Annotated in this window: 19 protein-coding genes, 1 tRNA gene and 1 pseudogene; 5 read left to right on the top strand and 16 right to left on the bottom strand. The window is 62.3% G+C overall.

The genetic code is table 11. From position 1 onward, the window contains the following. Positions 1–2 precede the first annotated feature (2 nt). From C0Z18_RS27285 to C0Z18_RS27305, 5 genes are all read right to left on the bottom strand, one after another. Positions 3–2,807, bottom strand: a complete 2,805-nt coding sequence (locus C0Z18_RS27285) for a sensor histidine kinase (protein WP_102648562.1) — start codon at positions 2,805–2,807, stop codon at positions 3–5. An 89-nt stretch (positions 2,808–2,896) separates the two neighbouring features. After that, the gene (gene kdpC, locus C0Z18_RS27290) at positions 2,897–3,478 is read right to left on the bottom strand and encodes a potassium-transporting ATPase subunit KdpC (RefSeq protein ID WP_102648563.1); all 582 of its coding nucleotides are present in this window, start codon (positions 3,476–3,478) and stop codon (positions 2,897–2,899) included. A gap of 94 nt (positions 3,479–3,572) precedes the next feature. Then, positions 3,573–5,702 carry a potassium-transporting ATPase subunit KdpB gene (kdpB, locus tag C0Z18_RS27295; protein WP_102648564.1) on the bottom strand — a complete coding sequence of 710 codons (2,130 nt, stop codon included), beginning with the start codon at positions 5,700–5,702 and terminating at the stop codon, positions 3,573–3,575. Positions 5,703–5,715: 13 nt separating this feature from the next. After that, positions 5,716–7,524, bottom strand: coding sequence for a potassium-transporting ATPase subunit KdpA (kdpA, locus tag C0Z18_RS27300; RefSeq protein ID WP_102648565.1), 1,809 nt, complete (start codon positions 7,522–7,524; stop codon positions 5,716–5,718). Continuing rightward, positions 7,521–7,613, bottom strand: a complete 93-nt coding sequence (locus tag C0Z18_RS27305; protein WP_102648608.1) for a potassium-transporting ATPase subunit F — start codon at positions 7,611–7,613, stop codon at positions 7,521–7,523. Before C0Z18_RS27305 ends, kdpA begins: the two co-directional genes overlap by 4 nt. Before the next feature lie 381 nt (positions 7,614–7,994). On the opposite strand from C0Z18_RS27305, the gene C0Z18_RS27310 reads away from it, so the two are divergent. Further along, positions 7,995–10,064: a hypothetical protein gene (locus C0Z18_RS27310; RefSeq protein ID WP_146014112.1), complete on the top strand. Its 2,070-nt coding sequence runs from the start codon at positions 7,995–7,997 to the stop codon at positions 10,062–10,064. Between the two features lie 81 nt (positions 10,065–10,145). On the opposite strand, the gene C0Z18_RS27315 is transcribed toward C0Z18_RS27310, so the two are convergent. Next, positions 10,146–11,432 (bottom strand): SGNH/GDSL hydrolase family protein, encoded by a 1,287-nt coding sequence (locus tag C0Z18_RS27315; protein WP_233217518.1) that lies wholly within the window; start codon positions 11,430–11,432, stop codon positions 10,146–10,148. Between the two features lie 624 nt (positions 11,433–12,056). On the opposite strand from C0Z18_RS27315, the gene C0Z18_RS27325 reads away from it, so the two are divergent. Then, on the top strand, positions 12,057–12,932 hold the full coding sequence (locus tag C0Z18_RS27325) for a LysR family transcriptional regulator (RefSeq protein ID WP_332888222.1): 876 nt from the start codon (positions 12,057–12,059) through the stop codon (positions 12,930–12,932). Here the strand turns inward: C0Z18_RS27325 and hydA are convergent. From hydA to C0Z18_RS33050, 6 genes are all read right to left on the bottom strand, one after another. After that, positions 12,929–14,380, bottom strand: coding sequence for a dihydropyrimidinase (gene hydA / locus C0Z18_RS27330; RefSeq protein ID WP_102648569.1), 1,452 nt, complete (start codon positions 14,378–14,380; stop codon positions 12,929–12,931). The two genes, C0Z18_RS27325 and hydA, sit on opposite strands and share 4 nt — an antisense overlap. 31 nt (positions 14,381–14,411) lie before the next feature. Continuing rightward, positions 14,412–15,923 carry an NCS1 family nucleobase:cation symporter-1 gene (locus C0Z18_RS27335; RefSeq protein ID WP_102648570.1) on the bottom strand — a complete coding sequence of 504 codons (1,512 nt, stop codon included), beginning with the start codon at positions 15,921–15,923 and terminating at the stop codon, positions 14,412–14,414. 68 nt (positions 15,924–15,991) lie between these two features. After that, complete coding sequence (preA, locus tag C0Z18_RS27340) at positions 15,992–17,302, bottom strand: NAD-dependent dihydropyrimidine dehydrogenase subunit PreA (protein WP_102648571.1); 1,311 nt, start codon at positions 17,300–17,302, stop codon at positions 15,992–15,994. Between the two features lie 49 nt (positions 17,303–17,351). Next, a complete protein-coding gene (locus C0Z18_RS27345; protein WP_102648572.1) occupies positions 17,352–18,701 on the bottom strand; it encodes an NAD(P)-dependent oxidoreductase in 1,350 nt (449 codons plus the stop codon). 123 nt (positions 18,702–18,824) lie between these two features. Then, positions 18,825–20,102, bottom strand: coding sequence for a Zn-dependent hydrolase (locus C0Z18_RS27350; protein ID WP_102648573.1), 1,278 nt, complete (start codon positions 20,100–20,102; stop codon positions 18,825–18,827). Positions 20,103–20,137: 35 nt separating this feature from the next. Further along, on the bottom strand, positions 20,138–20,296 hold the full coding sequence (locus tag C0Z18_RS33050; protein ID WP_158244314.1) for a hypothetical protein: 159 nt from the start codon (positions 20,294–20,296) through the stop codon (positions 20,138–20,140). A 67-nt stretch (positions 20,297–20,363) separates the two neighbouring features. On the opposite strand from C0Z18_RS33050, the pseudogene C0Z18_RS27355 reads away from it, so the two are divergent. Then, positions 20,364–21,108, top strand: a pseudogene (locus tag C0Z18_RS27355) (TetR family transcriptional regulator C-terminal domain-containing protein). A gap of 189 nt (positions 21,109–21,297) precedes the next feature. Beyond that, the gene (locus C0Z18_RS27360; protein ID WP_102648575.1) at positions 21,298–21,699 is read left to right on the top strand and encodes a hypothetical protein; all 402 of its coding nucleotides are present in this window, start codon (positions 21,298–21,300) and stop codon (positions 21,697–21,699) included. Between the two features lie 141 nt (positions 21,700–21,840). Here C0Z18_RS27360 and C0Z18_RS27365 read toward each other — a convergent pair whose 3' ends face one another. Then, on the bottom strand, positions 21,841–22,299 hold the full coding sequence (locus tag C0Z18_RS27365) for a DUF2846 domain-containing protein (protein ID WP_102648576.1): 459 nt from the start codon (positions 22,297–22,299) through the stop codon (positions 21,841–21,843). A gap of 325 nt (positions 22,300–22,624) precedes the next feature. On the opposite strand from C0Z18_RS27365, the gene C0Z18_RS27370 reads away from it, so the two are divergent. Beyond that, the gene (locus C0Z18_RS27370; protein ID WP_146014113.1) at positions 22,625–23,008 is read left to right on the top strand and encodes a hypothetical protein; all 384 of its coding nucleotides are present in this window, start codon (positions 22,625–22,627) and stop codon (positions 23,006–23,008) included. A 52-nt stretch (positions 23,009–23,060) separates the two neighbouring features. On the opposite strand, the gene C0Z18_RS27375 is transcribed toward C0Z18_RS27370, so the two are convergent. From C0Z18_RS27375 to C0Z18_RS27385, 3 genes are all read right to left on the bottom strand, one after another. Continuing rightward, a tRNA-Pro gene (locus C0Z18_RS27375) sits at positions 23,061–23,137 on the bottom strand. 53 nt (positions 23,138–23,190) lie between these two features. Continuing rightward, on the bottom strand, positions 23,191–23,622 hold the full coding sequence (locus tag C0Z18_RS27380; protein ID WP_102648578.1) for a MerR family transcriptional regulator: 432 nt from the start codon (positions 23,620–23,622) through the stop codon (positions 23,191–23,193). A 55-nt stretch (positions 23,623–23,677) separates the two neighbouring features. Continuing rightward, positions 23,678–24,094 carry an integration host factor subunit alpha gene (locus C0Z18_RS27385; protein ID WP_102648579.1) on the bottom strand — a complete coding sequence of 139 codons (417 nt, stop codon included), beginning with the start codon at positions 24,092–24,094 and terminating at the stop codon, positions 23,678–23,680. Between the last annotated feature and the right edge of the window lie 25 nt (positions 24,095–24,119).

Genomic DNA, 24,119 nt, shown 5'->3' on the forward strand with positions numbered 1-24,119 from the left:
GGTTAGTTCTTCGGCCCAGTCGAGGGTAGCGGCGGCGGCACATCCTCGAGTGCGATATCGTCGATCGGCTCCGCTTCGATCGCCGGCATTTCGTTCGCCGGCAACGTGAACCAGAACGTTGCGCCGATCACCGCGCCAGCGCCGTCGAGGCGATTGTCGGCACCGATCTGCCCGCCGTGCGCCTCGACGATCGCTCGGCAAATAGCCAGCCCCAGCCCGATACCGGGTTTGGCCGATTCTTTCTCGCCGCGCGTGAATTTCTCGAACAGGCGCGACTCCATGCCCGGCGGCAGCCCCGGCCCGCGGTCCTGGACTTCCACCTTGACGTAGCGTTGCGAATCGGCCTCGAGCGTCGATGCGGCGATCGTGATGGGCGACGCGGCCGGCGTGTACTTCGATGCGTTCTCGAGCAGGTTCGCGAAGAGCCGCTCCACGAGCACCGCATCGAGTTGAACGAGCGGCAGATCGGGCGGCACGCGCGCCTCGATCGTCCTGCCGGCCAGCATGCGGCGGCACGCCGACAACGCCGAGCCGACCACCTCTTCGATCGACGACCATTGCCGGTTCAGCCGCATGCTGCCTTCTTGCAGCCGCGCCATGTCGAGCAAGTTCGTGACGAGCCCCGTCATGCGCAGCGCCTCGTCGTGAATCGCTTCCGCCAGTTCGTGCTCGCGCGGACGCATCGCCTCGCCGCCCGGGGCCTCGGCGAGCATCGATGCGAAGCCGACGATCGATGTGAGCGGCGTGCGCAAGTCATGGGAAATCGCCGAGAGCAACGAGTTACGCAACCGCTCCGACTCCATATTGACGAGCGCGTCTTGCGCGATCTCCACGTAATGCACGCGCTCGAGCGCGAGCGCGATCTGCGACGCGAAGGTATCGATCATGCGGCGCTGCTCGGGAATCTCGAGCTCCTCCATCCGCGGCGAGAAGATCGCGATGACGCCGCGCGTGCGCATCGGCGCCTTCAGCGGGAGATACAACGCGCGCGCCGCCGGCAACGTATCGGTGCCGTGCCCCGCGTTCTTTTGCTGATCGTAGACCCATTGCGCGATATCCAAATCGAGCGTCGATGGGTCGAGCGTCAGCGCCTCGTCCGGGTTCTCGATCTTTTGTTTCACCTTCTCGGCGCTGTCGGGCAATAAAATTGCGACGCGCGCCTGAAAAACCTCCGCCACGTGGCGCGTACCGATTTCGATGATCTGCCCTGTCGTCAACGCGGCGCCCAACTCGCGCGCCATCGCGAACATCGCGCCGGTGCGGCGTTCGCGCATCGTCGCAATGCGCGCTTGCCGGCGCAGACTCGCCGTCAAGTGACTGATCGTGAGCGAGGTCATCAGCATCACGCCGAACGTCAGCAGATACTGCGTATCGGACACCGTAAACGACATCTGCGGCGGCACGAAGAAGAAATCGAACGCTCCCACCCCCAGGAACGAGAACATCACGCCCGGTCCGCGCCCGAGCCTCGCCGCCGTAAAAATCGTCCCAAGCAGATAGAGCATGACGAGATTCGTGAGCGAAATATGTTCGACGAAAAAGCTTTCGACGAATGTAATCGCGGCGCAAATACCGAATGCGTAGGAGTACGAAACGAGCGTCGAGCGGCCACCGCCCGAACCGATGCCCGCAAAACGCGTCACCACCTCGCCGCGCTCGGCCGTTTCGCGCACGGTGCCCGAATTGACGAGCGTGACATCGATATCGCGCGCTGCGCGGATCAGCCGCTCGCCCGTCGAGCGCCGCATCCATCCGACCCATCCCGACGTGGGCGTCGCGCCCATGACGAGCTTGGATACATTGCGCATGCGCGCATAGGCGATCAGCGTTTGTGTAGCGTCCTGCCCTTGCAAGGTAACCGTTTCGGCGCCCAGCTCCGAAGCGAGCTTCAATGCATCGAGCGTGCGCTTGCGAATCGCGTCGGGCAACCGCTGCAGCTTCGGCGTTTCGACATAGACGGCAAGCCAATCGGCCTTCAGACTCGACGCGAGGCGCGCTGCCGCGCGCACGAGCGTCGCGCTTTCCGGCCCGGCCCCCACGCATACGATGATCCGTTCGCGCGCTTGCCAAATCCGTTCGATCGATTGATCGGCGCGGTACTCGCGCATTTGCGCATCGACGCGATCGGCCGTGCGCCGCAGCGCGAGTTCGCGCAGCGCGATCAGATTGCCTTTGCGAAAGAAATTGCGGACGGCGTTTTCCGCTTGATGCGGAAGATAGACCTTGCCCTCGCGCAGGCGATCGAGCAATTCCTCGGCGGGTAAATCGACGAGCGTGACCTCGTCGGCCAAATCGAACACGCGATCGGGCACGGTCTCCCATACCCGAATGCCCGTGATCTGCCCGACGATATCGTTCAAGCTCTCCAAGTGCTGGACGTTGACGGTGGTATAGACGTCGATTCCCGCATCGAGCAGCTCGTGCACGTCCTGCCAGCGTTTCAGGTGCCGCGAGCCTTGCACGTTCGAGTGCGCCAACTCGTCGACGAGTATCAACCCCGGCTTGCGCGCGAGGGCCGCGTCGAGATCGAACTCCGCGAGCTGGCGCCCGCGATATTCGATGCGCGCCGGCGGCAAGATCTCCAAGCCGTCGAGCAACGCGAGCGTTTCCTTGCGGCCGTGCGTCTCCACCAGGCCGACGACGACATCGACGCCCTCTTCCAGCCGGCGGCGCGCCGCCTGCAGCATGGCAAACGTCTTGCCGACGCCGGCCGATGCTCCGAAGAACACCTTGAGCCGGCCACGGTGACGTTTTTCCTCCTCGCGCTGAAGCTTATCGAGCAGCGCGTCGGGATCGGGTCGTTCCATAGAGCGTCTTCAGATCGTCATGACCGCAGGGCTTGAACCGGCATCGGCATCGGCGATAGCCACCGCCGCCCGCCGTTGCCACCATCTCGTCAGTGTAGCGGTTTCAGTTGATCGAGCGCGAGATTGAGCTTGAGCACATTCACGCGCGCCTCGCCCAGCACGCCGAGTTGCCGCCCCGACGTATTGCGTGCGATCAGCGCCTCGACTTGGCTAGCCGCCAAACCGCGCGCCTTGGCCACGCGCGCCGCTTGATACTCGGCGGCAGCCGGCGAGATCTCGGGATCGAGACCGCTGGCCGAGGACGTCACGAGATCGACTGGCACCGGCAACGTATTCGACGGATCGGCGTCATGCAAGGCACTCAATCGCCCTTTCACTTCATCGGCGAGCGCGGGGTTCGTCGGCCCGAGATTCGAGCCGCCGGAGCTTTGCGCGTTGTACGGATTGGGCGAGGTAGCGGACAGACGGCCCCAGAAGTAACCGGGGGCGTCGAATTGCTGCCCGATCAGCTCGGAGCCGACCGCCTTGCCGTCTTTCTCGATCAAGCTGCCGTTCGCTTGGTGCGGAAAGACGGCCTGCCCGATCGCCGTGACGACGACCGGATAGACGATGCCCGTGACCACCGTCAACGCGGCAAACAACACCAGCACGGGTCTCAGCATATTTTTCATGATCAATCGATGCAAACAAAGGGTGTTCTGAATGGGCCCGCCCGAGCAGTACGACTTTCGAGCCGGGCCCGTGATACTTACCGAGGGCCTCGCCTTACGCCCAGCCCATCGCCGTGATCAGCAGGTCGATCAGTTTGATGAAAGGGAACGGCAGCAAGAGGCCGCCGAGCCCGTAGATCAGCAGGTTGCGGCGCAAGAGCGACGCCGCGCCGAGCGCGCGGTACTTCACCCCTTTCAGCGCGAGCGGGATCAAGAAGACGATGATCAACGCGTTGAAAATCACCGCCGACATGATCGCCGACGCCGGCGAGCTCAAGTGCATGACGTCGAGCACGCGCAATTGCGGGTACGTCGTCGCGAAAGCGGCCGGGATGATGGCGAAGTACTTGGCCACGTCGTTGGCGATCGAGAACGTCGTCAGCGAGCCGCGTGTCATCAGCATCTGCTTGCCGATTTCCACGATCTCGATCAGCTTCGTCGGATTTGAATCGAGGTCGACCATGTTGCCCGCCTCTTTCGCCGCCTGCGTGCCCGTGTTCATGGCAACGGCCACGTCCGCTTGCGCAAGGGCCGGGGCGTCGTTCGTCCCGTCTCCCGTCATCGCGACCAACCGTCCTTCGGACTGATGCGAGCGGATCATCTTCAGCTTCGCCTCGGGCGTCGCTTCCGCAAGGAAGTCGTCCACCCCGGCTTCGGCGGCGATCGCGGCGGCCGTCAAGCGGTTGTCGCCCGTGATCATCACCGTCTTGATGCCCATCTTGCGGAGCTCGGCGAAGCGCTCTTTGATTCCGCCCTTGACGATGTCCTTCAGCTCGATCACGCCGAGGATACGCGCCGCGCCGTTCAGCTTTTCGGCCACGACGAGCGGCGTGCTGCCGCGGCGGGCGACATCGTCCACGGCCTTCATCACCTCTTGCGGATAACGGCCGCCGTTTTCTTCGACGTAGCGCTTCACGGCATCGGACGCGCCTTTACGAATCTCGCGGTTGGGCAGATCGACGCCGCTCATACGCGTTTGCGCGGTAAAGCCGAGAAAGACCGCTTGCAATGCGTGCATGTCGCGTTCGCGGATGTTGAAGCGCTGCTTCGCGAGCACGACGATGCTGCGGCCCTCGGGCGTTTCGTCGGCCAGCGAGGACAACTGGGCCGCATCGGCCAGCGCCTCCTCGGCTACGCCGGGGGCCGGGATGAACGACGAAGCTTGACGATTGCCGAGCGTGATCGTGCCGGTTTTGTCGAGCAACAGCACATCGACGTCGCCCGCCGCTTCCACCGCGCGGCCCGACGTGGCTATGACGTTCGCCTGCATCATCCGGCTCATGCCGGCGACGCCGATAGCCGACAGCAGGCCGCCGATCGTCGTCGGAATCAAGCACACGAGCAGCGCGACGAGCGCGGTGATCGTCACCACATGGCCCGCATGAGCGGCCGTCACCGAAAAGATCGAGAACGGCAGCAGCGTGGCGGTCGCGAACAGCAGCACGAGCGTAAGCGCCACGAGCAAGATCGTCAACGCGATCTCGTTCGGCGTCTTTTGCCGCTTGGCACCTTCGACCATCGCGATCATTCGATCGAGAAAAGCCTCGCCGGGGTTGACGCTCACGCGCACGACGATCCAATCGGAAAGCACACGCGTGCCGCCCGTCACCGACGAGAAATCGCCGCCCGACTCGCGGATCACCGGCGCCGATTCGCCCGTGATCGCCGATTCATCGACGGAGGCAACGCCTTCGATCACTTCGCCGTCGGCGGGAATCGTATCGCCCGCCTCGACGAGCACGACGTCGCCCTTGCGCAGATCCGTGGACGTGACGAGCAGCACCGGCGCCTTCGGATGCGGCTCGTTCAGCTTTTTCGCCATCACGTTGCTCTTGGCGCTTCTGAGCGACGCGGCCTGCGCCTTCGAGCGCCCTTCCGCCAAGGCTTCGGCAAAGTTCGCGAACAGCACCGTAAACCACAGCCACAGCGCAATCGCGAGAATGAACCCGGCCGGCGCCTCGGCTTGGCCCGCGAGCGCGGCGATCCACAGGATCGTCGTCAAAATGCTGCCGACATAGACGCAAAACATCACGGGGTTGCGCAACTGGGTGCGCGGCCCGAGCTTCTTGAACGCGTCGACGATCGCCGGTTTCACGAGAGACGGGTCGAGCATCGAGCGCACAGCGGTACGTGCCTGCCCGAGATTATCGGGACGATGGACAGGCGGTTGAGTCACAGTAGTCATGCTTTCCTCGAAATCAATGACCCGAGATCATCGTGAGATGTTCGGCAACGGGGCCGAGCGCCAAGGCGGGCACATAAGTGAGCGCGCCGACCAGCACGAGCGTGCCGAGCAACAGCACGACGAACAGCGGACCGTGCGTCGGCAGCGTGCCGGACGTTGCTGCGATGCGCTTCTTGTTCGCGAGCGAACCGGCGATGGCGAGCACCGCCACGATCGTGCCGAAGCGGCCGAACCACATGGCGATCGCGGTCAGCACGTTATAGAAAGGCGTGCTCACGGTGAGACCCGCGAACGCGCTTCCGTTGTTGTTGGCGGCCGAGCTGAACGCATAGAGGATTTCGGAGAAACCATGCGCTCCGGGGTTCGAGATGCCGGCCGTACCGAGCGGCGAAAGCACCGCGATCGACGTACCGACGAGCACCAGCAACGGCGTCAGCAAAATCGCGATCGACACCATCTTCATCTCGTAGGCTTCGATCTTCTTGCCGACGTATTCGGGCGTGCGGCCGATCATGAGGCCCGCCACGAACACGGCCAGGAGCGCGAACACGAGCATGCCGTACAAGCCCGAGCCGACGCCGCCGAAGATCACTTCGCCGAGTTGAATGAGCAGCAACGGCGTGAACCCGCCCATGGGCGTGAGCGAATCGTGCATCGCGTCCACGGCGCCGCACGATGCGGCCGTCGTCGCCACCGTGAAGAGGCCCGTCTGCGCAATACCGAAGCGCACTTCCTTGCCTTCGGTGTTGCCGCCCGGCTGCATCGCCGTCGTGCTTTGATCGACGTGCAGCGACGTGAACAGCGGATTGCCGCTTTGCTCGGCGGATATCTCGCCCCAGCATGCGACGGCGAATGCGATCGTCATGGCCGCGAGCACGGCATAGCCTTGGCGGCGATCGCCGACCATCCGTCCGAACACGACGCATAGGCCGGCCGGAATAACGAGGATCGAGAGGATCTGCACGAAGTTCGACAACGGTGTCGGGTTCTCGTACGGGTGCGCAGAGTTCGCATTGAAGAAGCCGCCGCCGTTCGTGCCGAGCATCTTGATCGCTTCTTGCGAGGCCACGGGGCCCATCGCGATCGTCTGTTTGTCGGCCTTGACGTCCTGCGTGACTGGGTTGCCCTTGGCATCCTTCACCGGGTTGCCCTGCGCGTCCGTCTTGGGCGCCTGGTACGCGGTGACTTGCAGCGTGGGCACGTCTTGATACGACTTGAAGTTTTGAATCACGCCTTGGCTGATGAAAACCAGCGCAATGACCGTCGCCAGCGGCGCGAGGATATAGAGCGTAATGCGCGTCAAGTCGACCCAGAAGTTGCCGATCGTTTGCATCGTGTGACGCGCGAAGCCGCGAATCAATGCGATGACGACGGCGATCCCGGTTGCCGCGGACAGGAAGTTTTGCACGGTAAGGCCGGCCATCTGCGACAGATAGCTCACGGTCGCCTCGGGCGTGTAATCCTGCCAGTTCGTGTTCGTCACGAAGCTGACGGCCGTATTGAACGCCCCGTCGGGCGTCATCGGCCCGAAGGCCTGCGGATTGGCGGGCAGCCATTGTTGAAGACGCAAGAAGCCGTAGACGGCCAATACGCCGAGTGCATTGAACAGCAGCACGGCCAGCGCATAGTGCTTCCACGACATCTCGGCGTTTTCGTCGACACCGGCGATCTTATAAAGCAGCACCTCGAGCGGACGTCCGATCTTGCGCACGACGACCGACGTTCCGTCGAGCACGGCGCTCATATAACGGCCGACCGGAAAGGCCAGCGCGATCAATACGACGATATAGAGAGCGGTTTGAAGAAAGTTGTTGGCGTTCATTCGAGATCCTCCGCGCGCAAGAGCGCGTAGACGAGATACGCCAGCAATAGCAGCGTCGAAGCCCCTGCGAGCCACATCATCCAAGCAATCACGGCCGGCCTCCCGGTCCGCGGTTGCGAAGCTTGTCGCAACCGACGGTCAGCGCCACGCATAGCCCCAAGAAAATGGCTATGCCGACGAGGTAGATAAAGTCCATTGTTGTGTTCTCCCGTAGCGGATCAGGACAGCGTGAAGCGTAGACGAGATCGAGTAAACGCCACGATAAGAGTGAGAGGACGCGCGTAAAAATCGTGTAAACGGTCCATGGTTTCCGTCTGCGAGGACACGGATCGTGGCAGCCATAACTCGGATTGGTCCGAGAATTTCGCCGACTAGCAAAACGACCGCGTCAAGCGGCTAGCCTCTGCCTCGCGTTCAAGCCCGCGCTGCCTGCGGGCTCGAACGCCTCACTCTTATTCAACGAGGCATAGATGTTCAGTTGCTCCCCAGGCACGCTACGGCGTGCGTTATTGATTTGCGTATCCCTGGCTTTCTCGGTCGATGCCGTGGCCGAGTCCGGCCACTACCGCGCGAGAGAAGAATTGCTTTCGACGGGCGTCCGAATTGCCCAGCGAGTCGATGCCGTTGCCTTCGCCGGTTTCCAAGGTGCCCCTACCAACTCGCCGGACACCGACGTTCCGGCTGTCGGCGGCGATCACATGCGTTCGATCCGCGCCCTCGTGCCGAACGAGCGGAATAGCACGTTCGCGATCGCGTTACCGAACGGATCGGCATATCTCACGCTCGACCTGTTCAACCATGCGTTGCTCATCGGCTACGGCGGACCTTCGGTCACGCAGTCGGCAACACCGTTTTGGGGAACCGATAAGAAATCCATACGGCTCCCAAGCGACGATCCGCGCTGGTCGCAGGTCGTGAATACCGGCGATCGCATTTCGTCCAAGGCGACGCACGTGCTCGTCACGCTGTATGTCGTCCCCCGGCTCGACGATAGAGCGAAAACCGGTAGTACGGCCAATCTGACGCTGACCGTCAGCGAGGCGACGGTGCAGGGCATGCATGTGGTCAGCGGCCGCTCCCTGGCCGACAGCGTGATGCTTTCCGTGAGCGACGCCGATTGGGCAGGCTGGCGCGAACAGCCGCTTCGCGCGGGCACGATCGCCGCTACCGACGCGGCCTTCGCATTACCGGCGGCGTTCCCCCATCGCTTGCCATTCTTGGAGCAGCGCACTGTCGATCTAAGCGGCGATTCGGGCGGGCGCCGGCGCGACAAGCGCTGCATGATGAATGTCGCCTACGAAATGAGCAATTTGCTGTTCCCCGCGCTCTTGGAGGTGTACTTCGGCCGATCGGATCTGTGCACGCTCGATCCGCATCCGAACCAAGACATCGCCGCGCCGCTTCCGCTCGTTGAAGTGGCCAATCGCGAGGACGTCCCACGCCTGCCCGATTCGGCCGTATTCGAGGCGACCGCGCAGGAGCCGGACGAACTAGGCGCCGTGGAAGCATTCGATGCGGCGATGAATATCGAGTTTTGCAATTCCAATCATCCGCAGGCCGCCGGCGAGGACGCGTGTACGGATGCGGACCGGCGAGCGGCCGCCGCGCTCGGCGATCTCACCCCCACGCAAATCGACGAATTCTTGGCGCAAATCGAACGTATGTACGATGCCGACCGAGCCGGGCCGGCCACGCTGCGAACGGGCAACGACGAATTGGACCGATGGCTGAACGCCGATCTGGTGCGCGCCGAAAATGCGTTGAACGCCGCGCAAGCAGTCGTCCACGTGTCGGATGCAAGAGAAGAACCCGAAGAGCCGGTGAAGAAGAAGAAAAAGAAAAACAACAAGAAACAAAAATTGGTGAAGGCGAGCTGCACCGAAAACGATAAAGCGCATGACGCTCCGGGAGACCGCGCCCGCAAGTGCGTCAAGGCTGCGAAAGCATTGCTGCGCGAGAGGAGCGACACGGTAGCGATTACGCCTCAGGTGGCGAGCCGCGACTCCTACAGTTTGCGCGGCACGGACCAATTCAACCGCTTCGTCAGGGAGTTCAGAAACTCCGGTAGAGGCATGCCGCGCGGCATCTCCGAAGATCAGTTCGCGACATTCACCGCTGCGATCGGCAGAGACACGGCATCCACGGGCGATAACCTCGGCTTCGTGTTCATCAACGATCCGGTGCTGCGCGGCGGGGCATCGCGCTTTCCGTATGGTGTCGAGCATATCTGGTCTCCCGGGGGCGGAGGTAATGAGAATGCGGGCCACCGGCAGGATTGGGAGAAGCTGAAAGGACTTCCCGTGGAAAATCGAGAATTGTTGATACAGGTGATCATGGCCGCGCTGACGGATCGAAATGCCCGCTTCACGCAAACTCGATCGCACAATGGCAACGTCGTGCGAACGTTCCAATACTTCGTCTTCATGCGGGGCAATGTGCCGTACGCGGTCAGGAATGTGCGAATCGTCCTGGCTCAAAACGGCATGGTGGTGACCGCCTTTCCGCTTCGCGGCGCCAGCGCCGAACCGCTAGCGATGTAAGGCCACGCTCGGGCGGAGGTGCAGCGCTTGGCGCCCGCGTCCCCGCTCCCTGCGCGTTCCTTGTCCGGCCCCGCTCCACTGTTAGCGGTCGAACACGATGTCCGGCGTCAATGCTCGTGCCATCGCGGCATTGCCCGCATCGTTCGGATGCAGGTGATCGCCCACATCGTACGCCGGCAACAAGCGCGTCGGATGCGCGGGGTCGCGTAACACCGAATCGAAATCGGCCACCGCATCGAACGCGCCGCTGTTGCGAATCCACGCATTGACTTCCTGTCGCACCGTGTCCTTGCCCGCCGCGTAGTAGCCGTGCACGTCGGTGCCTTCCAACGCCCCCTCGAACGGCGCGATCGTGCCGCCGACGACGCGCAGGCCGCGCGCATGCGCGCGCTCGATCAATTGGCGGTAGCCGTCGATCAGCGCTTGCGCGGTCATCGCCTTTTCGTCCGGTGCGAAACTCGATCCCGGCCAACCGATGTCGTTCGTGCCGAGCAGGACGATCACGGTTTTCACGTTCGGGCGGGCAAGTACGTCCCGATTCAGCCTCGCCAGCGCATTCACGCCCATACCGTCGCGCAGCAAGCGAGCGCCGGAAATGCCGGCGTTGATCACCGCGACATGGTCTCCGGCGAGCGTGCGCGCGAGGTCGTCCGTCCAACGGCGATCGGCATTCATGGTCACGCCGCGGCCGTCGGTGATCGAATCGCCGAGCGCGACGATCGCGCTCGTGCCTTGCGGGGCGTCGACGATTACCTCGCTGATCAGCAATCTCGCATCGAGCAGCACCGGTTCGGTCAAGCGCGCATCGCCTAGATGATTGCCGGGTACGACCTCGGCATTTTGACGCCCGTCCCAGTGGAAGGTCGCGAGCGGGGTACGGTTCGGCAGATAGAGACTCACGGCGAGACGCGCAAGGGCGGCAACCGGCATATCGATCGGATCGGAGATGACGCGTCTGCCCGGCGCGATCGTCGTCATGGCTTGACCGCCGAACGTGACTTGACGGTCGGTGGACGTATCGATCGACGCCGCTTCGTCGGTCAACGTTGCGACGTGTAGGCCGCCGACGGTCACGGGCCTCGTTCCGTATTCGTTCGATACGGCGATACGGATTCGCTGCCCGCCGACGCTCAGCCGCACGATCTGGCGTATCGTGCTATCGGTCAGCGTATCGGGAATGCCCTTGGGCAACGGCAGTGTATGGTCAGCCCAGCTGGGCTGCACGCTTGCTGCCCAGGTATCGACCCAAGCGGCTTGAGCGGGTTGACACGCCGCACCACCGGCTAGCATGGCGCCGGCCACTAGCGTTTTCGCGGCCTTGCGCAAAAGGTGGGACGAAGCCGTCCCGAAGGGATATCGAGGTTTCAACTTGTCGCTCCAGAGAGTCGGCGCGCGAATTGCACGCCCGGAGACGCCAAGTTAGGTCATTCCTTTTTACCTTAGAAGCTGGCAAACTCGCATATCACTCATTCCGTTTTAGAATGTGCGTAGATTCGATTAGCGCGATGAGCTCTTTCGTTCGCGGTCGGCGGTTAGCGCGCGCGCCTTGTCCAACAGAAATAGCCCACGGTAAGCCCGACCGTTAGCGCGTCCGTTGCATAGAGTGCCGGCAACGGATCGGTCCATTTATCCATGTTGGTCGTTCGCGAAAAATAGGGTGCACCGCTTCCATAAGCTTCAGCCAAATTGAGGCCGTTAAATATGGCCACGCCCACGATCAAGACAACCGACGTTAGGCTGACGGAAAGATGGAAGGCTCGTTGCGGCGTCATATTCCGAGTGACAGACGCATTCATGCTCCGCGTTCGGCATCGTACCGATTCAGCATAGAGGTTCACCAAGGCTGTCGAAGCCGAACAATGTATCTCTCCATCGAATACCTTCCGACCGTAGCGGAAATTATCAGACGTTTTGCAAGTGCGGCCGTCGGTGACGTGAAGCACAACCTAACCACTCAAATGCAAGGCACCCTTCATGGATTCGATCAGAGCAATGCGCACTTTCGTTCGCGCCGTGGACCTTGGCAGCCTGTCCGCCGTCGCGCGCGAGTTCGACACGACCCAGCCCACCGTCAGCAAGATCATCGCGGGATTGGAAGCCGAGATGGGTGCGCGTCTGCTCACACGCACCACCACTTCGTTGTCCTGCACCGAACAAGGTGAGCGCTTCTACCTGCGCGCGCGCCAAATGGTCGAAGCTTACGACGAAGCGAAGGCCGATGTACGCGGTCTGATCGAACGGCCCGAGGGACGGCTGCGCGTCGCCGCGCCCGTCAGCCTTGGCGTATTGCATTTGAACCGGCTCGTGCTCGAATTCATGCAGCACTACCCCGAGATCGAAGTGGACGTGACGCTGAACGATCGCTTCATCGATCTGGCCGTCGAAGGTGTCGACGTCGCGGTGCGAATCGGCGGAGATTTGCCGCCCGACGTTGTCGCGCGCCCGCTTGCGACTTACGAGCGCACGCTCGTCGCATCGCCCGCGTATGTGACAGCGCATGCGGCGATCCGCCGTCCGGAGGACCTCGCCAAGCACGCGTATCTACGTTTCGCCCGGCTCGCGCAAGGCGATTCGGTCACGCTCGGTCATCGCGACGGACGGCAAACGACCGTCCTCACGCAGGCCCGGTATCGCATCAACAATTCGCTCGCCATTCGTGAAGCACTGCTCGCCGGAGCGGGCGTCGGCCTCGCTCCGGATTGGCTCGTCGGAGATTTGCTCGAGCACGGACGATTGCAACGTATCCTGCCCACTTGGCGCGCATCGCCGCACGCGCTTTTCTTGCTCTATCCGCCGCGCCGCTATCAACCGTTGCGGGCACGCTTGTTCATCGATTTCGTGACGGCGCGGCTCGGCGCTCACGCCTAACGCTCCACGGGCTGCGGTTCCCTGAGCCGATTGGCCACGCGCACTGCATCGTAGTAAGCCGCGTTCGGCGGGCGCTTCAAATACTGCCCCGCCCCGCGCCGCGCCCGCAAGTCGCCATCGGCCCATACATGCGCGCCGCGACTGAACGTATGCATGGCGACGCCCTGCACCGTCATGCCTTCGAAGACATTGAAGTCGACCTTCTGATGATGCGTCTTCACGGAGATCGTCTTCGTCGCCGCCGGGTCCCAAATCACGAGATCCGCGTCGGCGCCGACCTGCACGGCGCCCTTGCGCGGATACAAATTGAAAATCTGAGCGGCGTTCGTCGACGTAATCCGAACGAACTCGTTCGGCGTGATCCTCCCGTGATTCACCCCCTCATGCCATAACACCGACATGCGGTCTTCAACGCCGCCGCAGCCATTCGGGATCTTGGTAAAGTCCTCGCGGCCCATCGCCTTTTGCGACGCGCAAAACACGCAATGATCGGTAGCCGTCGTATGCAACTGACCCGATTGCAAGCCCCGCCACAAAGCCTCGCGATGCTCGCTGGTGCGAAACGGCGGACTCATCACGTGGGCGGCGGCACGCGTCCAATCGGGATCGCGGTACACGCTCTCGTCGATCACCAGATGTCCCGGCAATACTTCACCGAATACCCGCTGCCCCTCGTTGCGCGCGCGCGAGATCGCCTCCACGGCCTCTCGCGCCGAGACGTGCACGATATAGACGGGCACGCCGAGCACCTGTGCGATGCGGATCGCGCGATTCGCCGCCTCGCCTTCCACTTCGGGCGGTCGCGATAGCGGATGCGCCTCCGGCCCACGGAACCCCTTCGCCAACAGCTGCTTTTGTAGTTGGAACACGAGTTCGCCGTTTTCCGCATGAACGGTGGGCAGCGCACCAAGCTCGAGCGACCGCGAGAAGCTGTTCACGAGCACCTCGTCGTCGGCCATGATCGCGTTCTTATAGGCCATGAAGTGCTTGAAACTCGACACGCCGTGCTCATGCACGAGCGTCCCCATGTCGCGATAAACGGAATCGTCCCACCACGTCACCGCCACATGGAATCCGTAATCGGCCGACGCCTTCTCTGCCCAGCCGCGCCACTCGCCGAACGCGTCCATCAGGGGCTGCTTAGGACTCGGAATGACGAAGTCGATGATGCTCGTCGTCCCGCCCGACAGCCCAGCCGCCGTGCCCGTGTAGAAATCGTCGCTCGCGGTCGTACCCATGAACGGCAGTTCCATGTGGGTATGCGGGTCGATACCGCCGGGCATCACGTACTGATCACGCGCGTCGACGATGTCCGCCCCCGCGGGCGGGTCGATCGACGGCTCGATTTGTAGGATCGTGCCGCCGTCTTGCGGGCCCGCGATCAACACATCGGCGCGATAGGTGCGGTCGGCATCGACTACCGTGCCGCCGCGAATAAGCGTTGTCATGAGGTGCCTCCTCCAAGGAGTGTCGAATGGATCACGCGTTCGCCATGCGCGCGTCCGGACTGCCGCGCAACTTCATCCAAGTGCCGTACACCATCGACGCCAACGCCAGCCCCACGAACCACGCATAGGTATAGAGCGTGTTGAAGAACGCAGGTACGTTCGGAAAGGACGCGGGAAAGGCGGTATGCAAAAAGCCCGGTAGATTCGGCAGCACGCCGATCGCCAGCGCGACGACGGCCGCGATATTCCAGCCGCCCGTATAGCTGTATTCGCCCGATTCGTCGAACAGTTCGTGCGAGTCGAGCCGCGTGCCGCGAATGAGAAAGTAATCGACCATCAAGATGCCCGCGACGGGACCCAGCAACGCCGAATATCCGACGAGCCAGGTAAAGATGTAGCCCTGCGTGGTCGCGAGAATCTTCCACGGCATCATCACGATCGCAATCGTGGCGGTAATCAAGCCGCCCGCGCGATACGAGATGCCCTTCGGCCATAGGCTGGAGAAGTCGTACGCCGGACCGACGAGATTCGCCGCGAGGTTGCAGCACATCGTATCGAGCGTGAGGATGAGGAGCGCCACGCCAACGCCGATGCCGGTCATCCGGCTCGTCAAATCGATCGGGTCCCAGATCGCTTTGCCGTAGATGACGACCGTCGCCGACGTCACGACGACCGAAATCACCGACAGCAATGCCATCGGCACCGGCAAGCCGATCGATTGGCCGACGATCTGATCGCGTTGTGTCTTCGCGAAACGCGTGAAGTCGGGAATGTTCAAGGCGAGCGTGGCCCAGAAGCCGACCATCGCTGTCAGCCCCGGCCAGAACGTCAACCAAAATAGTCCTTCCTTCTTCCCACCGGCGACGAACTGCGACGGCGCCGACAGCATCGAGCCGACCCCACCCGCCTTCGACGTCGCCCACCACACGAGGGCGATGCACATGACGACTTTGATCGGCGCGGACCAGCTTTCTAGCCAGCGAATCGAATCGGTACCGTGGACGATGAAGTAGATCTGCAACGCCCAGAACGCGAGGAAGCACGCGAGCTGGCCGATCGAGATGTCGAGAAACGGCAACGCCGCGCCGTGCAGCGCGTTTCCCGTCAGAATGTTCAACAGCGTATAGATCGCGCTGCCGCCGAGCCATGTCTGAATGCCGTACCAGCCGCATGCGACGATCGCGCGCAACATGGCGGGCAATTTCGCACCCTGCGTGCCGAACGACGAACGCACGAGCACCGCATAGGGGATGCCGTGCTTCGCGCCCGCGTGGCCGATCATGAGCATCGGCACGAGCACGATCACGTTGCCGAGCAGCACGGTCAACACGGCCTGCCACGGCGACATGCCTTCCTCGGTCAACCCAGCCGCGAGCATATACGACGCGATGTTCATGACCATGCCGACCCATAGCGCCGCGAAGTGATACCACTTCCATGTGCGCTGCGCCGGCCCGGTCGGCGCAAGGTCGTCGTTATAGAGACTGCTGCCGTGAGCGCCGGCCGCGTGCGGCACGTCGACGGATTGCGCTGTCTGCTTCATCGTTGAATCTCCACTTGATCGCTTACTGCCGGTGGGGTGCTTTCAGGTTTTTTTCAGCCGTGCCGTATTCATGCAGCTTTGGCAGCTCGTGGTGCCGTTGCAGTTGTCGATTCCTCCGCCGCGACGCGCGACGGATTATTCGGATGCGTGGTCCAGTTGGCGTACTCGCCGTTATCGACGCGCTCCATCGTGATGCATTGCTCGACGGGGCAGACGTGCATGCAAAGATTGCACCCGACACATTCGGAATCGACCACCTCGAAGTGGCGTTTGCCGTCCTTCTCGCGCGTAATGGCCTGGTGCGACGTGTCTTCGCAGGCGATGTGACAAAGGCCGCATTGAATGCACTTGTCCTGGTCGATGCGCGCCTTGATGTCGTATCGCAGGTTCAAGTATTTCCAGTCCGTGACATTCGGAACCGCGCGGCCGCGGATGTCGTCGAGCGTGGCGTAGCCCTTTTCGTCCATCCAGTTCGATAGACCGTCGGCGAGATCGGAGACGATACGAAAGCCGTAGTGCATCGCCGCGGTGCACACTTGCACGCTGCCGGCGCCCAGCACCATGAACTCGGCCGCGTCGCGCCACGACGAAATGCCGCCGATGCCCGAAATCGGCAGACCTGGCGTTTCCGGGTCGCGCGCGATTTCGGCGACCATGTTCAACGCAATCGGCTTGACGGCCGGGCCGCAGTAGCCGCCGTGCGTGCCCTTGCCATCCACGGTCGGCATGGGCGCCATCTGATCGAGATCCACGGCGACGATCGAATTGATCGTATTGATCAGCGATACGCCGTCCGCCCCGCCTTGATATGCGGCGCGCGAGCCCATGCGAATGTCGCTGATATTCGGCGTGAGCTTGACGAGGCAAGGCAGCTTCGTGCCTTCCTTCACCCAGCGCGTGACCATCTCCACGTATTCCGGCACCTGGCCGACGGCAGCCCCCATGCCGCGTTCGCTCATGCCGTGCGGACAGCCGAAATTCAACTCGACGGCATCGGCGCCCGTGTCTTCGACGAGCGGCAAGATCCATTTCCAATCGCGCTCGTTGCACGGCACCATCAACGATACGATCAGCGCGCGATCGGGCCAGTCGCGTTTGACTTGCGCGATCTCGCGCAGATTGACGTCGAGCGGACGGTCGGTGATCAGCTCGATGTTGTTCAGCCCGGCGATACGCTGGCCGTTCCATTGCACGGCGCCGTAGCGCGAACTGACGTTCACCACGTGCGGATCGAGTCCGAGCGTTTTCCAGACCACCCCGCCCCAGCCCGCCTCGAATGCGCGGTTCACGTTATAGGCTTTGTCGGTTGGCGGCGCGGACGCTAGCCAGAAAGGATTCGGCGACGTAATACCCGCAATCGTGCAGCGTAGATCGGCCATGGTCGGCTCCGTGGGAATGGGGTTGTTTTGCCTATCGAGCGGTCGCGCGTCAGGCCGCTTTCACGGCGGCCAGCGCGAACGCCGCGTCGATCGACGCCGCCGCGAGCTTGCCGTCCTGCACCGCTTGCACGGTCAAATCCATGCCGGCCGATGCCGCGCAATCGCCGCCGGCCCACACCTTGTCGAGCGATGTGCGCATGTCGGCGTCCACCGCAATGCGGCTTTCATCGAGCGTCAATAGCGCGTGATCGAGACCGATGGGAACCAGCGTTTGACCGATCGCCAGGTGCACCATGTCGGCTTCCAAAGTGAAGCGCTCCGCTTCGCCATCGCCGCCAGTGCGCTCGAACTCGACGGCAGTCACGTTGCCGTTGCTGCCGAGCAAACGAATGGGCTTGGCCTGCGTGACGAGCGTCACTCCTTGGGTCCGCGCGAACTCGCGCTCGGCCCCTGTCGCACTCATCGATGCTTCGCCGCGCCGGTACACGATGGTCACGCTCGTTGCCCCGAGTTTGCGGCTTTGCACGGCGGCATCGACCGCTGTATTGCCGCCGCCGATCACGACCACACGCCGGCCGACCGGCACCATCGCCAGATCCCGCGCCTCGCGTACCTGCTTGATGAAATCGACGGCGTTCATCACGCCGTTCAATGCATCCCCTTCAAGCTCGAGCGCTCGCACGCCGCCCAGACCGATAGCGAGGAACACGGCGTCGTACTGTTGGCGCAGCGCATCGAGCGTGATATCGCGCCCCATGACGAGGCCCGTCTTCAGCTCGATCCCGCCTACCGAAAAAAGCCATTGCAGTTCGCGTTGCGCGAAATCGTCAACGGTCTTGTACGCGGCGATACCGTATTCGTTGAGGCCGCCGCCCTTCTCGTTGGCGTCGTAGATCGTCACGCGATGCCCGGCCGCAGCAAGTCGATGCGCGCACGCCAGCCCCGCCGGTCCCGCGCCTACGACGGCCACATGGCGTCCGCTGTCGGGCGCTCGCGTCCACCGTACCGCGTCGTTCGCCATCGCCCAATCCGTCGCATGACGCTGCAGCGCGCCGATCGCGACAGGCTTCGCGTCCTGATGATTGCGCACGCATGCGCCCTCGCAAAGGATTTCGGTTGGGCATACGCGCGCGCACATGCCGCCCAGGGGATTGGCGGAAAGGATGTCGGTGGCCGCGCCCTTTAGATTGCCGTTGCCGATCTTGCGGATGAAGCTTGGGATGTCGATTTGCGTCGGGCACGCTTGAACGCACGGCGCGTCGTAGCAATAGTGGCAGCGGCTCGCGGCCGCGGCGGCTGCGGTCGGATCGAGTAGCGGCGCGATATCGGTAAATTCGCACGAAAGCTGCTCGGACGACAGGCGGTGCGCCGCGATGTCGCCTGTTTGCTTGATGGCCATACGCGTTCCTTCGTCAAAGTGAGGACGTAGCCTTGCCCGCCGGCTTCGTGTGAACGAAGCCGGGACGGCGTCATTTTTGTGGTAGAGCGTTGAAACGTTAAAGCGCGTTCGAGTGCTTGACTTTTACGATGCCGGTTCGCACGCGCGCTCGAGCATCGCGTGCAGCAATACGTTCGCGCCCGCCTCGATCCATTCGGGCGTCGCGTCTTCGATTTCGTTATGACTGATGCCGTCCACGCACGGCACGAACACCATCGATGTCGGCGCGACCTGCGACAGATAGCAGGCGTCGTGACCGGCGCCCGACACCATGTCGCGATGGGGATAGCCGAAGCGCTCCGCGGCGGCGCGCACGGACTTCACACAGGCTGCGTCGAACTTGACGGGTTCGTAGTAAAAGATCTGTTCCAACTGCGTTTCGAGGCCGATCCGGCCGGCGATTTTCTCGACGCCCTCACGCAACGCGGCGTCCATCTTCGCAAGCACGGCATCGTCCGGGTGACGGAAATCGACAGTAAAGAACACGCGGCCGGGGATCACGTTGCGCGAGTTCGGGTACACCTGCATCATGCCCACCGTCGCGCAGGCGAGCGGCGCGTGGTCGAGGCCGATGCGATTCACGAGATCGACGACGCGGGCAGCGCCGAGCAGCGCATCCTTGCGGCGCGGCATCGGCGTGGGGCCCGCATGCGCTTCCTGGCCCGTTAGCGTGATCTCGTACCAACGTTGCCCCTGCGCATCGGTGACGACGCCGATCGTCTTTTGCTCGGCTTCGAGGATCGGCCCTTGTTCGATGTGCAGTTCGAACGCGGCATGCAATGGGCGGCCTCCGCATGGCAGATCGCCCGCATAGCCGATACGCTTCAGTTCCTCACCGATCGTTTTGCCGTCGACGTCCTTGCGCGAGAGCCCATAGTCCAACGTGAAGACGCCTGCGAACACGCCCGATGCGACCATCGCGGGCGCAAAGCGCGAGCCCTCTTCGTTCGTCCAAATGACCACTTCGATCGGGTGCTCGGTTTCGATCTGCCGGTCGTTGAGACTGCGGATCACTTCTAGGCCGCCCAATACGCCGTAGATGCCGTCGAAGCGGCCGCCCGTCGGCTGGGAATCCGCGTGCGAGCCCGTGACGACCGGCAACGCGTTCGGATTCGTGCCCGCGCGCCGCATGAAGACGTTGCCCATCTGATCGACGCTGACCGTGCAGTCGGCCTCCTTCGCCCAACTGACGATCAGATCGCGCCCGGCCTTATCGAGATCGGTGAGGGCGAGACGGCAAACGCCGCCCTTCTGCGTTGCGCCGATTTTCGCCATCGTCATCAGCGAGTCCCACAGGCGCTTGCCGTTGACGGTGATCGCCGTATGGAGTCCTTGCTTCAAAGCTTCCGATACCGCAGTCATTTGTCGTTCTCCTATGGATTGACAGGCTATGCAGTTCAACCTACGCGCGGCGCGAGAGGCGGGGTGAAAATATGCCGCTTGAATCCTGACCGGATGGACAGGTTGTAGTTGATCAAAAACACCAAATCAATGTCTTTCTGCATTTCGATGCGGATCGGGGCGAGAGCGAGAAGCGTGCCATTGCGATGCATCATCGCGTTTTCGCGCATACCGGGTGGCGACGCATCGGTTCTCGGTCCGATCGTGGAGGGAGCGGCTAGAATGAAGCGCAACGCGGCACCGGGGCCGCGCAAGGCGAACGATGAGAGACGACAAGCCAGTGGAAGAAGCGGCCGGGAGCGAGACCCCTCATGACGAAGCAAGCCCACCTTTGCGGCGGCGCAAGGCCCACATCCGCGAGAGCGCCGAAGCGCATCTTCTTGCGTGCGCCGAAGCCGTTTTCGCGGAGCGCGGCTTCGAAGGGGCGAGCACGGCGATGATCGCCGAACGCGCCGGTGTACCGAAAGCCAACGTTCATTACTACTTTCCGACGAAGCTCGCGCTCTATCGCCGCGTGCTCGAAGATTTGTTCGAAGACTGGCACCGCGCGGCCAATACGTTCGAAGGCACCGACGATCCTGTGGCGGCGATCGGCGGTTATGTTCGCGCGAAGATGGAATTGTCGCGGCGGCGGCCGCTCGGCTCGAAGGTGTGGGCGAACGAGATCATCCACGGCGCCGAGCACATGGCCGACATTCTCGAGCAACGCGTGAAGCCCTGGCTCGATACGCGCGTGACCGTCATCGACGATTGGATCGCACGCGGGCTGCTTGCGGACGTGGATGCGAAAGCGCTGATGTACATGATTTGGGCGACGACGCAGCACTATGCGGATTTCGATGCGCAGATACGGGCGCTGGGCGGTAAGCGGGCGTTGTCGCAAAAGGCGTTCGAGGCGACGACAGATGAGGTCGTGCAGCTCGTGATTCGTGCGTGTGGGGCGCGCTCGCCTGATGAGGATCGGTGACGAGACGACATTCGAAGGCGGGCAACATCGGGCGTCCTGACTCGTCCATTCGGGTGCAAATCGGAACCGCAACGCTCACCGTGTTACTTACCGCTTGGAGACGGCCGACGGCTGTGCGATCACGCGCTATATCGATCCGCAACAGCCGCGGCTGCGGGCCAGCGTTTCACGTTTGAGCAGGCGGAAAAGATGAGTACCGTATTGAGAGAAGAGTTCGAAGCGCGTATCGAGGCTGTCGAAGCGCGGATGGATGCACGCATCGCAGCGATGGGAGCGCGGCTGGATGCTTATGTGATACGCGCCGAGGAGCGGGACAAACGGCTCGACGAAAGGCTCAACGAGCGCGACAAGCGGCTTGACGAGCGCGACAAGCGGATCGAATTGATTGCCCAGCAAGTCGCGGCTGCGGCAAAAAGCGCCTCTAATTTGAAGGCGCATATGTGGCTGGCCACGACGACGATCGTCATCGCGGTCGCAGGCACGGTCGTGGCCGCGTACCACGCAACGCAGTCATCCCATCTCGGGGTGACGCAGGCCGTTATTTCCGCCTTTCAGCAAGGGCAGGAGATGCAAATGCCGTTGAAGGAATAGCGCGGCGGCGAGGGCCGACGCCTGTAGCCGGATATCGTGGGCTTTGGGCTTACGGCGCAGGGCTCGTTCGGGCGGTTACGAACACCTTGCCGCCGATCGATCCGTATACCGCCCGCGAAATCGATCGGCTGCAACGACCGCTTACTTCGCCGCCGTGCTAATCGGCGTCCCCGTGTATTTGAGCGTCTCGACCTCGTGCGCTGCCGTTTCCGGGTCATCGAGCGTCGGCGTGACGTGGCCGACCAACAAGCCCATGCTCACGGACGTCCGCACGTATTTGGTATCGCCGGCGTGCAGTGTGAACTTGACTTCGCGCGTCACTTCGGTCGACGTCGATGCCGTATATTCGCCCGGTTCTTCGTCGACAAAGAAGAAGCCGCCAGGGATCGAACGGCCTACGACCTTATCGTTGAGCTTGATCTCGGGCTGGATCGTCGCTCCGCCGAAGCTATCGGAGCGGAAGAAATAGATGCGGCCGTGATCCGCGGCGAGCGTCGGAATGGCAGACGCCACATCCTTGTACTCCGGCCCCGTCGCGCAACCCGATGCAACCAACGCCACGCTAGAGGAAATCAACAGCGCACGAAAAAGCTTCTTCATTAAATGGTCTCCTTAGAATAACTCTTCAAAAAATTAAAAGCGACGGGCGAGCCCTCGGTTATCGCTTGCATTCGCCGCATTTAGATAACGGCTCACGGAGCAACATTCTTTAGATATATCGCGTTTTTCCGGCCATTCGCCTGCAAATCGGAACCGCAACGCTCAACGCGTTACTTATCGCGTGGCATCAGCCGATGACTGCGCGGTCGCACTGTAACGATCCGCCGCGGCCGCATGCCGGCGTTTCAATTTCAAGCAGGCGGAAGACATGAGTACGGTATTGAGAGAAGAGTTCGAAGCGCGCATCGAGGCCGTCGAAGCGCGGATGGATGCACGCATCGCTGCGATGGGAGCGCGCCTGGACGCCTATGTGATTCGCGCAGAAGAGCGGGACAAACGGCTCGAGGAGAGGCTCGAGGAGCGCGATCGGCGGATCGACGAAAGGCTCAATGAGCGCGACAAGCGGCTTGACGAGCGCGACAAGCGAATCGAATTAATTGCCCAGCAAGTTGCCGCCGCGGCAAAAAGCGCCTCAAACTTAAAGGCACATATGTGGCTCGCCACGACGACGATCGTCATCGCGGTCTCAGGCACGGTCGTGGCTGCGTACTACGCGACGCAGTCGTCTCATCTCGGCATAACGCAGGCGGTCATTTCCGCCTTTCAGCAAGGACAGCAGATGCAGACGCAAATGCCGCTGAAGGAGTAGCGCAGGCAACAAAAAACCCGCGACAGCCTAAGCTGACGCGGGTTTTTTAATCTGGTCGGGGCGAGAGGATTTGAACCTCCGACCACCTGCACCCCATGCAGGTACGCTACCAGGCTGCGCTACGCCCCGAAAGCATGAAAGTATAACAGACACTTTCACTAAATAGAACCACCTTCGCGAAACTATCTTCGCAGCAGTTCGATGATGCCGATCAGATCTTTTCTGAGTTGCCCGACATCGACATTTCCCCCTGCTTGAGAAGCCGAAGCAGACGCCAATGCCGCCTCCCCCTCCTGCTGCGCGTGCGCCTCAGGCTTTGCATCCGCCTCGTCCTCGATCACCGCGCCGCGCGCATCGAGCTTATTGCGCGCGCCGTTGATCGTGAAACCCTGCTCATAGAGCAATTCGCGAATACGGCGTATCAACAGCACCTCATGGTGCTGATAGTAACGACGGTTGCCACGACGCTTCACAGGACGCAGCTGCGTGAACTCCTGCTCCCAGTACCGCAGCACATGAGGCTTCACGCCACACAGCTCGCTAACTTCACCGATCGTGAAGTAGCGCTTCGCCGGGATCGGAGGCAAGACGACTTTCTCGACCGTCGTTGTCATCGTCGGTTAACCGTCGTGGTGGAAGGCGCGCTAAACCGCGTCGAAAACCTCGCGATCAGCGCGGCAGAGCCGCCTCGGCGCCGTTTTCGACGAGCGCCTTCAGCTTTTGACTTGCATGGAACGTCACGACACGGCGCGCCGCGATCGGAATCGCCTCGCCCGTCTTGGGATTACGCCCGGGCCGTTGCGGCTTGTCGCGCAATTGAAAATTGCCGAAGCCGGACAGCTTCACGCTGTCTCCCCCTTCAAGCGCGTCGCGAATCACCTCGAAAAACGCTTCGACCATGTCCTTGGCCTCGCGCTTGTTCAGTCCCACATTGTCGAACAGCAGCTCGGCCAATTCGGCTTTGGTCAGGGTCGGCGTTTCCGAGGAAGCGGACACGCCGATGGGCGGGGTCGGTATTTCGCGAATCATGGCGCCACGCTGCGCCGCAAGTAGGGCTTCGAAATCACTCGAGTTCATTTCGTTCATGTCTAAAAACGGCGACTAACCGATG

The organism is Trinickia dabaoshanensis (genome assembly GCF_002879885.1).
GTDB classification, from domain to species: Bacteria; Pseudomonadota; Gammaproteobacteria; order Burkholderiales; family Burkholderiaceae; genus Trinickia; species Trinickia dabaoshanensis.